Origin of the sequence: Streptococcus sp. SK140 (genome assembly GCF_000259525.1) — a bacterium.
Classification (GTDB): domain Bacteria; phylum Bacillota; class Bacilli; order Lactobacillales; family Streptococcaceae; genus Streptococcus.
Genome location: NZ_AJML01000010.1, coordinates 1 through 13,080 on the forward strand (window position 1 = coordinate 1; position 13,080 = coordinate 13,080).

General features: G+C 41.4%; 9 protein-coding genes, 1 tRNA gene and 1 pseudogene. 1 reads left to right on the top strand and 10 read right to left on the bottom strand.

Annotated features, from left to right (window positions below; genetic code table 11):
• The 3 genes and pseudogenes from HMPREF1116_RS03430 to HMPREF1116_RS03440 form a co-directional block, all read right to left on the bottom strand.
• Positions 1 to 1,731 (bottom strand): annotated as a pseudogene (locus HMPREF1116_RS03430) (PTS fructose transporter subunit IIABC); the annotation flags it as partial.
• Complete coding sequence (gene pfkB, locus HMPREF1116_RS03435) at positions 1,728 to 2,639, bottom strand: 1-phosphofructokinase (RefSeq protein ID WP_000640771.1); 912 nt, start codon at positions 2,637 to 2,639, stop codon at positions 1,728 to 1,730. The gene pfkB and the pseudogene HMPREF1116_RS03430, both read right to left, overlap by 4 nt.
• Positions 2,636 to 3,376 (bottom strand): DeoR/GlpR family DNA-binding transcription regulator, encoded by a 741-nt coding sequence (locus tag HMPREF1116_RS03440; protein ID WP_000920623.1) that lies wholly within the window; start codon positions 3,374 to 3,376, stop codon positions 2,636 to 2,638. The genes pfkB and HMPREF1116_RS03440 overlap by 4 nt, the downstream gene beginning before the upstream one ends.
• A 161-nt stretch (positions 3,377 to 3,537) precedes the next feature.
• Here HMPREF1116_RS03440 and HMPREF1116_RS03445 point away from each other — a divergent pair.
• Positions 3,538 to 3,625 (top strand) — tRNA-Ser (locus HMPREF1116_RS03445).
• A 130-nt stretch (positions 3,626 to 3,755) separates the two neighbouring features.
• Here the strand turns inward: HMPREF1116_RS03445 and HMPREF1116_RS03450 are convergent.
• From HMPREF1116_RS03450 to HMPREF1116_RS03480, 7 genes are all read right to left on the bottom strand, one after another.
• Positions 3,756 to 5,090, bottom strand: coding sequence for an Nramp family divalent metal transporter (locus tag HMPREF1116_RS03450; RefSeq protein WP_000094597.1), 1,335 nt, complete (start codon positions 5,088 to 5,090; stop codon positions 3,756 to 3,758).
• A 355-nt stretch (positions 5,091 to 5,445) separates the two neighbouring features.
• The gene (carB, locus tag HMPREF1116_RS03455; protein WP_001126430.1) at positions 5,446 to 8,622 is read right to left on the bottom strand and encodes a carbamoyl-phosphate synthase large subunit; all 3,177 of its coding nucleotides are present in this window, start codon (positions 8,620 to 8,622) and stop codon (positions 5,446 to 5,448) included.
• A 432-nt stretch (positions 8,623 to 9,054) separates the two neighbouring features.
• Positions 9,055 to 10,134: a carbamoyl phosphate synthase small subunit gene (locus HMPREF1116_RS03460; RefSeq protein WP_000166838.1), complete on the bottom strand. Its 1,080-nt coding sequence runs from the start codon at positions 10,132 to 10,134 to the stop codon at positions 9,055 to 9,057.
• 49 nt (positions 10,135 to 10,183) lie between these two features.
• Entirely contained in the window at positions 10,184 to 11,107 is a 924-nt protein-coding gene (locus HMPREF1116_RS03465) for an aspartate carbamoyltransferase catalytic subunit (protein ID WP_001293817.1), read from the bottom strand.
• Positions 11,108 to 11,124: 17 nt separating this feature from the next.
• Positions 11,125 to 11,646, bottom strand: a complete 522-nt coding sequence (gene pyrR, locus HMPREF1116_RS03470) for a bifunctional pyr operon transcriptional regulator/uracil phosphoribosyltransferase PyrR (RefSeq protein WP_000850020.1) — start codon at positions 11,644 to 11,646, stop codon at positions 11,125 to 11,127.
• Between the two features lie 209 nt (positions 11,647 to 11,855).
• Positions 11,856 to 12,485, bottom strand: coding sequence for an endonuclease III (gene nth, locus HMPREF1116_RS03475; RefSeq protein WP_000244433.1), 630 nt, complete (start codon positions 12,483 to 12,485; stop codon positions 11,856 to 11,858).
• Entirely contained in the window at positions 12,486 to 13,028 is a 543-nt protein-coding gene (locus HMPREF1116_RS03480) for a YceD family protein (protein WP_000773200.1), read from the bottom strand.
• Positions 13,029 to 13,080 lie beyond the last annotated feature (52 nt).

Sequence of the window (13,080 nt, forward strand, 5' to 3'; positions counted from 1 at the left end):
CGGAATCGCACCTTCAGTGATGAATGACAAGCCCATAACAATGTTAGTCAAACCAGAGTTGCGTTCTTCCTTGGTGAATTTATCTTTGAAGAGAAGAGTTGCGACAAAGATTGCAAGTGGTGGAACCATTCCTCCAGCCATAACTGCTGCCATAGCTACTGAACCACCTGTTGACACTGTTGCTGCAAGAGTACCAGTACCAAAGACATAAGCTGCTTTATTGACAGGTCCACCCATATCGACAGCCATCATTCCTCCAAGAACGACTCCTAGAAGGACAGCCGAACCACCTTCAAGACCACCAAGGAAGTTGTTCATACCGGTGTTGATAGCAGCCATAGGGATGTTCACAGCCAGCATAACAAATCCTGTCAAGATTGTTCCAAAAAGTGGCAAGAGAAGGATTGATTTAGCACCTTCAAGTGAGCGAGGAACCTTCACGTATTTCTTAACCAAAAGTACCAAGGCACCAGCGATAAATCCACCAACAAGGGCTCCTAGGAAACCTGATGATACACCTGCAAGAGCTGAAGTTGCTTCACCACCTTGAGCATAAGGGATTTTACCAAAAGCAAAACCTTCTTTGGCAATAGCTCCAGCTACGAAACCTGCTACCAAACCTGGTTTTTCAGCGATTGAGTAAGCAACATATCCAGCAAACACTGGCAACATCAAACCAAAGGCTGCGCCACCGATTTTCATGAACATAGAAGCGAGTTCATGGTAAGAACCAAGATTTCCAAGGCTATCATTTGGCACACCCATAGCACCATCAATCAAGAAGGCTAGGGCAATCATGATACCACCACCGATAACGAATGGCAACATTTGAGATACACCACTCATCAAGTGTTTTTAGAAAGCACCACCGACACTTTGTTTTTCGTTAGATGCTGTTGAAGCTTGTGCTCCATTAGCAGCATGATAAACTTCAGCATTCCCAGAAAGAGCCAAGTTAATCAACTCTTCAGTTTTACGGATACCATCTGCAACTGGACGATTTACCAATGGTTTACCATCAAAACGATCCATCTCAACTGCTTTATCTGCAGCGATAATTACAGCTTTAGCCTTACGGATATCTTCTGCTGTCAATTGGTTACCTACACCGCTGGCACCATTAGTTTCAACCTTGATACCAACACCCATTTCAGCAGCCACTTTTTGAAGAGCTTCTTGAGCCATATAAGTGTGGGCAATTCCTGTTGTACAAGCAGTTACAGCAACGATAAAGTCATCAGAACCATTTGCAGGAGCCTGAACTGGTTCCTCAGTTTTCTCTGATGCTTGATCAAAGAGTTCAATAACTTGGTCAGCTGATGTTACTTGACGAAGTTTGTCAGCAAAACCGTCTTTCATCAAGTATTGAGACAATTCTGCCAAGGCAGCCAAGTGAGTATCATTGGCACCTTCTGGAGCAGCAATCATAAAGAAGAGGTCAGTTGGTTGTCCATCTAAACTTTCGTAGTCAACACCCTTGTTTGACTTAGCAAAGAGAACAGTTGCCTCCTTTACAGCAGCATTTTTGCTGTGTGGCATAGCGATACCATCACCCAAGCCTGTAGAAGTCAAAGCTTCACGCGCTAAGATTCCTTCTTTAAAAGTTTCAAAATCTGTCACGTATCCGTGTTCTACCAAGCTATGAATCATTTCTTCGATAGCTGCTGTTTTTTCAGTTGCTTGCAAATCAAGCAACATGACATCTTTTCTCAATAAATCCTGAATTTTCATCTTTTTTCTACCTCAACTTTTTCATAAGTTTCTTTAATAAATGCTGCAGTTGCCAAGTCATCAGAGAAGGTAGTTGCTGTTCCACAAGCCACACCCCATTTGAAGGCTTCTACTGCGTCTTTTGATTTGACAAACTCACCAGTAAATCCAGCAACCATAGAGTCACCAGCACCAACTGAGTTTTTCACTGTTCCCTTGATTGGTTTAGCAAAGTAGGCTCCATCTGATGTTACCAGAAGGGCTCCATCTCCAGCCATAGAGATAATAACGTTTTGAGCACCTTTAGCCAACAATTCTCGAGCGTATTTTTCAATCTCATCTAAACTTTCGAGCTTGACTCCAAAGATAGCTCCAAGTTCATGATTGTTTGGTTTGACCAAAAGTGGTTGATAATCCAAACTATCAATCAAGGTCTGACCTTCAAAGTCACAGACCACTTGAGCACCCGTTTGACGAGTCAAGGCAATCAAATCCTTATAGATGACATTGCCTAAGTTTTTAGCACTTGAACCAGCAAATACCACTGTATCTTCTGCTGTTAGACTTGAAAGAATAGCTTTTAATTCTTCAAGTTGTTCTGGCTCAACAGTAGGACCAGTTCCGTTGATTTCAGTTTCTTGATCCGCTTTAATCTTGACGTTGATACGCGTATCTTCTGCCACTTGGACAAATCGTGTTTCAATTTGCTCTTCAGCTAAAGTATCTGTGATAAATTTACCAGTAAAACCTCCGATAAATCCAGTCGCTGTATTTGGAATATCCAAGCGTTTCAAGACACGGCTAACATTGATTCCCTTACCACCAGCAAACTTATCATCACTATCCATACGATTAACACTACCAACTTCCACTTTATCCAGACGAACAATGTAGTCAATAGATGGATTTAGCGTGACTGTATAAATCATACTTCGATAACCTCCGTTTTTTCTTTGATAGCTGGCAAGAGTTCGTGACCCTTGCTTGTAATGACAATAGCTCTTTTTATAGGCGCAACCTTAGCGAAACAAGACTGACCTATCTTGGATGAATCCGCCAAAACATAAGTTTGTTTGGCATTTTCTAAGATAGCTCGCTTAACAGCTCCCTCCTCCATATCTGGAGTTGTATAATAACCTTCATCTACACCGTTCATTCCGATAAAGGCACGATTAAAGTGTAATTGGTTAATCTGATTAAGCGCGACACCACCGATGCTGGCATCAGTCGTCATCTTAACCCCACCACCGATAATCACAGTTGGAATTTGCTTATCCACTAATTGTACTGCATGGTGAATGGAGTTAGTCACAACAGTAATGTCTTTTCGCTCCAATTCCTTAATGAGAAAGGCTGTTGTACTTCCTGCATCCACAAAGATAACATCTTTTTCTTTGATGAGGGAAGCTGCTTTTTGCGCAATCAATTTTTTCTCTTGAAGGTTTTTGACAGATTTCTCTTGAATGGTTTCTTCTTCTTGCAAGGAGTGAGGCAACTCTGCTCCTCCATGAACTCGGCGAAGTTTATTTTCCGATTCCAATTCATCTAAATCTCGTCTAACCGTTGATTCTGACGTGTCTAACAAACCTACTAATTTCTCTAGAGAAATGACTTTATGTTTGCTCAGCTCCTCTAAAATCAATTTTTTTCTCTCGGTTTTTAGCACTTACTCACCTCCTGTTAACGATTACAATAATCATTCTACCACAAAAAAAATCAAAGTCAAGCACTTTTTATCACTTTCTTTCATTTTCTATCATTTTGCCAATTGTTTGAATTTTATTTGCAAGATAAATCCCTTTATGATAAACTATTTTAGTAAGTATTGGAAGATTACTCAAGAGGCTTAAGAGGCCGTGTTGGAAACGCGGTAGGCGTGTGAAAGCGTGCGTGGGTTCGAATCCCATGTCTTCCGTTGCTATAGTGTAGCTGCATCTTCATGCAGCTTTTTAAAATGGATTTTCGTCTATCAAAGATTTGAATTGCAAAAAATCACCCAGGAGTTAACTCTCGGGTGATTTTTTTCTACTTCATGTTAAAAGATCTTAAAAAATATCAAACAGCAATTTCACATTGAGGATGGTCAAGATAATGGAAACGATATAACCAAGGATGGTATTCCATTTGGCATTGGTAAATTCGCCCATCAGTGATTTCTTAGAAGTTAGATAAATCAAAGGGAAGATTGAAAATGGAAGAGCGATTGAAAGAAAGACCTGTGAATAAACCAATAACTGATCCAAGGTTTTTTCTTGATGACCAAACAGAACCGCTACTATCATAACAGGCAGTAAGGCAAAGAGACGAGTCGCCAAACGAATGAACCACTGAGGCAATCGCATATGCAAGAAACCTTCCATAACGATTTGTCCTGTCAAGGTACCTGTGATAGTCGAATTCTGACCACTGGCTAATAGGGCCAAGGCAAACAAGGTTGATAAGGTTGAGCTAGCTATAGCTCCCGCAATGGTAGAATCCTGCAGGGCGTTATACATTTGAGAAAAGGCAGAAATCTCAGATGCATGTCCGAAAAAGAGGGCCGCCCCTAAGATTAAAAGAAGGGAGTTAACGATAAAGGCCAAGGACAGTTGAAGATTCGAGTCCCAGGTCATAAAGCGCACGGCTTTTCGAACATCATTCTTGTCCTTGTGATTGATTTTCCGAGTTTGAGACAAGGAAGAATGCAAATAGAGGTTATGGGGCATCACTGTCGCACCCACGATACCTAACGCCAAGGTTAATTGACTTTCATGCCCTGGCAAAGGACTTTCAAATAAGGTTGCATTCGGTAGATAACCCTCAACGATTCCTTGGAAGCTTGGATGTGACAAAGCTACCAGATAAGTAAAGATTGCTAAAATCGTTAAAATCAGTGTTGTCACAATAGCTTCAATCTTCTTAAAGCCAAATTTCATCAGAAGCAATAAGAGAAAAACATCCAACACGGTCAAGAGAATTGCTATCATAATCGGAATCTTAAAGAGAAGATTGAGAGCAATCGCTGAACCTAGAACTTCTGCCAGATCTGTCGCCATCAAGGCTAATTCTAAAATCACCCATAGACTATAACGAAGCCATTTAGGTGAATGATGAGCCGTTGCTTGAGCCAGGTCCATCTGGGTTACAATACCAAGCTTTCCTGCCATCTGCTGAAGTTGCATGGCAATGAGAGATGAAATCAAGATAACAAACAAGAGACTATACTTATAGGAAGCACCACCGACTACACTGGTAATCCAGTTTCCTGGATCCATATAACCAACTGCGACAAGAGCACCCGGACCTAAAAAGGCCTTTAAATTTTGCCAGAAATGATTGTTATTTGGAGTATCGATAGATTGATTAATCTCAGAGAGTGACACTTTTTTATGAGAAGACATAGATACTTACCTCTTTCTAAACCTACTTTTTCATTATTTTCTATTAGAGAAAAATAAGATTGACTTTAAACTATTAAAACAATGAAAACTATATGAAAAACATTTAGTTTTTTCATTATTTTTCTTAAGGCACCTTAATTATAAAAAATATGATAAAAACTTAAGAAAATTCAACAAAATTTTAGGGAAAGTCAGAATAAGTCTACTCATTAACGATAATGATAAATCTATTGATAAACTTTGACATTTAATAGTGAACTGTAACTATTATTTCTAACTCGATTTCTCTATAAAAGAGGAAAAACCAGCGTCTTTTGACGCTGGATAAAAGCTACTTAGATCATTTAACAAGAAACTAAATTGCTTCTGTAACGAAGCTACGGCTTTCAAGTACCTTAAGCATAGCATCCGCTGTATCTAGGGCTGTAAAGAGTGGTACACCATGTTCGATAGCTGAACGGCGGATTTGTTCACCATCTTCATCAGCAGTTCGCTTGGTACCAACTGTGTTGATGATAGCTTGGATTTTCCCTTTACGAACATAGCTTGGGATATCGTGTTCATCATCACCGATCTTACCAACGAGTTGAGCCTTCAAGCCATGATTTGCAAAGAAAGCTACTGTTCCCTGAGTTGCAAGGATTCCGTAGCCAATATTTTGGAAACGACGAGCCAAATCCAAAGCTTCTTCCTTGGCATCGTCAGCGATAGTAAAGACAACATTCCCAAAGGTTGGCAAGTGAAGGTATGAAGCTTCAAAAGCCTTGTAGAGCGCTTTTTCTAGAGTCGTATCAGAACCCATAACTTCCCCTGTTGACTTCATTTCAGGACCGAGCAAGCTGTCTACTTTCGCGAGCTTAGTGAAGGAGAAGACAGGCGCCTTGATATGAACACGACTGCTTTCTGGGTAAAGTCCATCTTGGTAACCAAGTTCTTCAAGACTTTGACCAAGAATCAACTTAGTTGCAACCTGAGCCATCGGGATATTGGTTACTTTTGATAGGAATGGAACTGTACGGCTGGCACGTGGATTGACTTCAATAACGTAGACTTTTTCATCTTTGATGACAAACTGAATGTTCATCATACCAAGACAGTTAAGGCCGATTGCAAGACGTTTAGTGTAATCTGCGATCGTTTCTTGAACCTTTTGAGACAAGGTTTGTGGAGGATAAACAGCCATGGAGTCACCTGAGTGGACACCAGCACGTTCGATATGTTCCATAATACCTGGGATGAGGACATTTCGTCCGTCTGAGATGGCATCAACTTCACATTCTTGTCCAACGATATAAGAGTCGACAAGAACTGGATGGTCTGGACTTGCTTTAACGGCTGTACGCATGTAAGAACGAAGGTCTTCTTCGTTTTCTACAATTTCCATGGCACGTCCACCCAAGACATAAGAAGGACGAACGAGGACTGGGAAACCAATCTTACGAGCTGCAAGCACTGCTTCTTCTTCGTTTGTTGCAGTCTGTCCAGGAGGTTGTGGAATATCCAAGTCTTTGAGGGCTTGCTCAAAGAGGTCACGGTCTTCGGCACGGTCTAGGTCAGCAACCTGCGTACCAAGGATAGTTACACCAGCTTTTGCCAATGGTTCAGCAAGGTTGATAGCTGTTTGTCCACCAAATTGAACGATAACACCTTTTGGTTGCTCTAAGTCGATAACATTCATGACATCTTCAAATGTCAATGGCTCAAAGTAAAGTTTATCCGATACAGAGAAGTCGGTTGAAACGGTCTCTGGGTTTGAGTTCATGATGATGGCTTCGTAGCCAGCAGCTTGAATCGCCTTAACAGAGTGAACTGTTGCGTAGTCAAACTCAACCCCTTGACCAATACGGATTGGACCTGAACCTAGGACTAGTACAGATTCCTTTTTAGACTTGATGGATTCATTTTCCCAACCATAAGTTGAATAGAAATATGGAGTTTCTGATTCAAATTCTGCCGCACAAGTATCAACCATCTTGTAAACTGGGACAATCTTGTTTTCCAAACGTAGTTGGCGAACTTGATCAGCTGTAGTATTCCAGAGTTCAGCAATCTTACGGTCTGAAAAACCATTCAATTTTGCAGTTTTCAAAACTTCAAGATCTTGTGGATATGAGCCTAATTCTTGCTCAATTTCAAAGATATGCAAGAGTTTATCCAGATAAAAGATATCGATTTTTGTAAGTTCAGCAATTTCTTCTGGTGTGTAACCACGGCGAATGGCTTCTGATACATAGAAGAGACGGTCATCCTGTGCTTTGACAACTTTTTCAATCAAGGCATCATCTGAAACATCTGCAAGTTCAGGCATTTCATTGTGATGCACCCCAATTTCAAGTGAACGACAAGCTTTAAGAAGTGACTCTTCGATGTTACGACCGATGGCCATAACTTCTCCAGTCGCCTTCATCTGAGTACCAAGACGGCGCTCACCCTTTTCAAACTTGTCAAATGGGAAGCGTGGAATCTTGGCAACAACGTAGTCAAGGGCTGGTTCAAACATGGCATAAGTTGAACCTGTTACTGGGTTAATGACCTCATCCAAGGTCAAACCGACAGCAATCTTAGCAGCCAATTTAGCGATTGGGTAACCTGTCGCCTTAGAAGCAAGGGCTGACGAACGCGATACACGAGGATTTACTTCGATAACATAGTACTTAAAGCTGTGAGGATCGAGAGCCAACTGAACGTTACATCCACCTTCAATCTTGAGAGCGCGGATAATGCTCAAGCTGGCGTCACGAAGCATTTGGTTTTCATAGTCTGACATAGTTTGCGCTGGGGCAAATACGATGGAATCCCCTGTATGAATCCCGACTGGGTCAAAGTTTTCCATGTTACATACAACAAGGGCATTGTCAGCTGAGTCACGCATGACTTCGTACTCGATTTCCTTGAAACCTGCAATGGAACGCTCAATCAAACATTGAGTAACAGGTGACAACTTCAAACCATTTTCGGCAATTTCACGTAATTCCTCCTCGTTGGCACACATACCACCACCTGTACCACCAAGTGTGAAGGCTGGACGGACGATCACTGGGTAACCAATTGTTGCTGCGAAAGCTACGGCTTCTTCCACTGTATTAACAATTTCAGATTCTGGAATTGGTTGGTTCAGCTCTTCCATCAATTGTTTAAAAAGATCGCGGTCCTCCGCTTGGTCGATAGCAGACAATTTAGTACCGAGAAGTTCTACTCCCAATTCATCAAGAATTCCATTTTTAGACAATTCCATGGCCATGTTAAGACCTGTTTGCCCACCAAGAGTTGGAAGCAAGGCATCTGGACGTTCTTTACGGAGAATACGAGTTACAAACTCAAGTGTGATTGGCTCAATGTAAACCTTGTCTGCAATTTCCTTATCCGTCATGATGGTTGCAGGGTTTGAGTTCACCAAGACAACCTCATAACCTTCCTCTTTCAAAGACAAGCAAGCCTGAGTCCCAGCATAGTCAAACTCAGCAGCCTGACCAATAATAATCGGACCAGAACCAATCACCATAATTTTTTGAATATCAGTACGTTTAGGCATTTATAAGATATTAAGGGCGTCAAGCGGACAAAGCTAAAATAGGAGTTATGACGAAGAACTGTCAGTTCTAGGAATAACTATCTTTTTAGCACCGTCCGTAGCCCGTATTCAGTTCAGCAAATACGGCTCACCCTTCTCCTTTCTATTCGTCGCCTCACAGGGCGACATTAAATAAATTCTCCGACGATTTTTTTCGATAAAAAATCTAGTGCAGGGAGTTTTTAGTTCGCCTGATTGCGACTAAAAGAAACGACCTGCCTTTCTATTCGTCGCCTCACAGGGCGACATTAAATAAGATACAAAGGACGAATAGAAAGCGATAGAATGTTAGGAAACCAAGGAAGGATTGACAATCCGAGTTGGGTTCTCTAAATTCCGAGCTCTCCGTCCGTGTTCAGTTACATAAATTCTCCGACGATTTCACACTCGTCTTTAGTTTGCTTGTTTGAAAGCTTCCATCATCTCGATGAACTCGTCAAATAGATAACTTGCATCGTGCGGACCTGGTGCAGCATCTGGGTGGAATTGCACGGAGAAACCTGGTTGGTATCTGTGACGTACACCTTCAACTGACTTGTCATTGATTTCTTCATGAGTAATCATCAAATGGTCTGGAAAATCTTCACGACTCACTGCATATCCATGGTTTTGACTAGTAAAGTCCACGCGCCCTGTTGCAATTTCACGTACAGCGTGGTTAAATCCACGGTGACCAAATTTCATCTTATAGGTCTTGGCACCATTTGCCATTGCAAAGAGCTGGTGCCCCATACAAATACCAAAGATTGGAATTTTCCCGAGAATACCACGAATCATATCGAGTGCTTCTGGTACATCTTCTGGATTTCCCGGTCCATTTGACAACATAACTCCGTCTGGATTTAAGTGAAGGATTTCCTCTGCTGTTGTAGTATAAGGAACGACCGTTACATTACAATCTCTCTTAGACAACTCTCTTAAGATTGAATGCTTGAGACCAAAGTCTACAAGTACCACACTTAAACCTACTCCTGGAGCTGGGTAAGCAGTTTTTGTAGAAACCTGTTTGATGTTATCAATTGGTAGAACAGTTGCTTGAAGCTGATCTGTGATGTGATCGATACTATCTCCAACATGTGTCAGAGTCGCTCTCATAGTTCCATGTTTGCGAATGATTTTTGTCAAAGCACGTGTATCAATACCTGAAATACCAGGGATTTTCTTAGACTTCAAAAATTCATCCAGTGTCATCTGGTTTCGCCAGTTGCTGGCTCTACGAGCTTCTTCAAATACTACTACACCTTTACAGGTTGGACTGATAGACTCGTAGTCATCACGGTTAATTCCATAATTTCCAACCAAGGGATAAGTAAAGGTTAGAATTTGCCCATTATAAGACTGATCCGTAATGGATTCTTGATAACCGGTCATCCCAGTATTAAAGACGATTTCACCAGTTACATCAATATCAGCCCCAAAGGCTTTACCTTCAAAAATTGTTCCATCTTCTAAAACTAGAAGTCGTTTAGTCATAAATTCACCTCTCGTGGATGCTCTCAGGCATCTTTTAACGTTTTGTGTCTTATTTTGCGTTTCTGTAAGTCAATACAGATTCTAAAATTGCCATTCTGACAAAGACACCATTGGTCATTTGTTGAACAATACGTGATTTTGGTGCTTCGACCAAGTGATCAGCAATTTCAACATCGCGATTTACAGGAGCAGGATGCATCAGAATAGCTTTATCTTTCAAGCGTTCATAACGTTCTTGAGTCAAACCATGCTGGGCATGATAGCCCTCTTTTGAAAAGACTGTTCCACTTGCATGACGCTCATGTTGAACACGGAGAAACATCATCACATCAACTTGGTCAATGATTTCATCAATGCTTACAAACTGTCCATAGTCTGCAAACTCTTGACTTCTCCATTCCTCAGGTCCAGCAAAGTAGAGTTCTGCTCCTAAGCGTTTTAAGATTTGCATATTGGATTTAGCCACACGCGAATGGTCAAGGTCACCAGCAATAGCTACCTTGAGTCCTTCGAAGTGTCCAAATTCTTCATAAATGGTCATCAAATCAAGCAAGCTTTGGCTTGGGTGTTGGCCCGAACCATCCCCACCATTGATAATCGAAGTCGTAATCGTCGGACTATCGATCAACTCTCTGTAGTAATCCACCTCTGGGTGTCGAATGACACAGGCATCTACTCCCAAGGCTGACAAGGTCAAAATTGTATCGTAGAGTGTTTCACCCTTGTTGACTGAACTTGTTTTCACATCGAAGTCCAGTAGCTGAAGGCCCAGTTTAATCTCTGCTACTTCAAAAGATTTATGGGTACGAGTCGAACTCTCAAAGAAGAGATTAGAGACGATGTGTTGGTCCTCATAAGACGCTTTTGCTCCATTTTTAAACTCAATTCCTCGTTTAATCAATTTCATAACCTGATCCACAGTGAGATCTTCCATGGATACCACATGTTTCAATGCTTGTTGATTTTCTGACATGGCTACTCCTTTAGCTATTAAGCTTCTTCAGTAATCAAAACTCTATCTTGACCATCAAGTTCTGTCATCTCAACGATGATTTCTTCAGAACGACTAGTTGGAATATTTTTCCCAACATAGTCTGGACGAATTGGCAATTCTCTATGCCCACGGTCAACCAGTACCGCAAGACTCACGCGCGCTGGGCGACCATGTCCGACAATGTTATCGATAGCAGCACGGATTGTACGACCTGTATAAAGTACGTCATCCACCAAAATGACTTCTCGATCTGTCACATCGACAGAAATCAATGAAGTATCTTCACCACTTTTGACATCATCGCGGAAAGGTTTTGTGTCTAATTCTACAACGGGAACAGAGATATTTTCCAATTGTTCCAAACGCTCTTGGATACGGTGAGCAATGAAGACACCTCGTGTTTTTATCCCAGCCAATACAATCTTGTTTAAATCTTTATTTCGCTCGATAATCTCGTAGGTAATCCGAGTAATCGCTCGCTTGACGGTCAATTCATCTACAACTTCTTTTGTCTTCATGACAAACCTCCAAAAAGAAAAGTCTCCTTTTTCAAGGAGACTTGAGAATGTACAACTAAGCGAGCCTTACTGTAAACAGTATAGACTTACCCTTCTACTTAATCGAGCTCCTTGCCTGCCTCACGGGACAGGTTTAAAGGAATATTTTATTGTCCTTACTATATCACAAAGCATACTTCAAAGCAAGTAAAAACATTCAATGCGAAGCCTTATAATGAACTAAAATCGTATAACTGTGGATAGTGATCACATTCTGGATTTTTCGGATGACAGATCGCACGACCAAAGTAAATCATAGCCTGATGGGCTGCCAACCACTCTTCTGGTGGCAAGACATCCATGACACGTTTTTCGACCTCAAGGGGCGTAGCTGATTTTTTTACAATATCGTGGTGTTTACAGATTCGCTCTACGTGAGTATCAACTGCAAAGGCCGGAATTCCGAAGCCTACGCTCAAAACTACGTTAGCTGTTTTTCGGCCAACTCCTGCCAAACTCTCTAATTCTTCCCTAGTCTGAGGGACTTGACCGTCAAAATCATCCAGTAGTTGCCGAGCACATTTTTTGAGGAATTTAGCCTTATTGCGATAAAGGCCTAGGCGAGAAATATACGAGGCAATCTCACTCTCACTTGCATCTGCCATGGTTTGTGGGGTTGGAAAAGCTGCAAAAAGGCCAGGGGTAGCCTTGTTGACTGCCGCATCTGTCGTCTGAGCAGACAGCATAACAGCAACCAGAAGTTCAAAATGATTACGAAAATCTAGACTTGGTTTCGCATCAGGAAAAAGAGCAATGATTTCCTCAATGACATGACGGGCACGTTTCTTGGATAAAACCATCTATTCGTCTCCGTCAAACAGTCCTTGCAAACCTGCAAAAGGACTATTTTCTTCTTTCTTGACTGCCTGTTGGGCTTGATACTCTTCCTCGGACATGATTTGCCAGTCATTTCCAGAAACAAATCCCTGACCAGCTTCTTCCTCAGCTGTTAGGACTTTGATAGGAATATTGAGCAAAATATTATCTGAGACACTTTCAGCCAGGTCAATTTCCCCATTTTCAATTGGTAAAACCAAGTCATCATCTAAAACTTCTTGGTCCAGTTGATTAGTAGCACCTTCCATAAAGACTTCCGTCACTGGATATGATTCATTCAATTCTACCGGCTCCATGCTACGGCTAGAGGCTAAGACGATTGTATAAGACAACTGATAATCTAGGAAAAACATAAGGTCTTCGTACTGAATTTTTCCTACAGCAACAATATCTTTTACATCTATAATTTCTTGATTACGGGCACGCAAGTCAGCTGCTAAGTCTAAAGTTTGCTCAAAGTGCAAACCTTCAGGCTGCTTACGAATTTCTTGAATATTTAATTTCATACTTCCTCCATAAAGATTTACTCACTTGATTATACCATGAAAAAAGTTCAAA

Excerpts from the sequence above, each read along its gene's own strand:
- HMPREF1116_RS03465 (WP_001293817.1), bottom strand. The coding sequence starts at position 11,107 with ATGTCAGAAAATCAACAAGCATTGAAACATGTGGTATCCATGGAAGAT.
- HMPREF1116_RS03480 (WP_000773200.1), bottom strand. The coding sequence starts at position 13,028 with ATGAAATTAAATATTCAAGAAATTCGTAAGCAGCCTGAAGGTTTGCAC.
- pfkB (WP_000640771.1), bottom strand. The coding sequence starts at position 2,639 with ATGATTTATACAGTCACGCTAAATCCATCTATTGACTACATTGTTCGT.
- carB (WP_001126430.1), bottom strand. The coding sequence starts at position 8,622 with ATGCCTAAACGTACTGATATTCAAAAAATTATGGTGATTGGTTCTGGT.
- HMPREF1116_RS03460 (WP_000166838.1), bottom strand. The coding sequence starts at position 10,134 with ATGACTAAACGACTTCTAGTTTTAGAAGATGGAACAATTTTTGAAGGT.
- pyrR (WP_000850020.1), bottom strand. The coding sequence starts at position 11,646 with ATGAAGACAAAAGAAGTTGTAGATGAATTGACCGTCAAGCGAGCGATT.
- nth (WP_000244433.1), bottom strand. The coding sequence starts at position 12,485 with ATGGTTTTATCCAAGAAACGTGCCCGTCATGTCATTGAGGAAATCATT.
- HMPREF1116_RS03450 (WP_000094597.1), bottom strand. The coding sequence starts at position 5,090 with ATGTCTTCTCATAAAAAAGTGTCACTCTCTGAGATTAATCAATCTATC.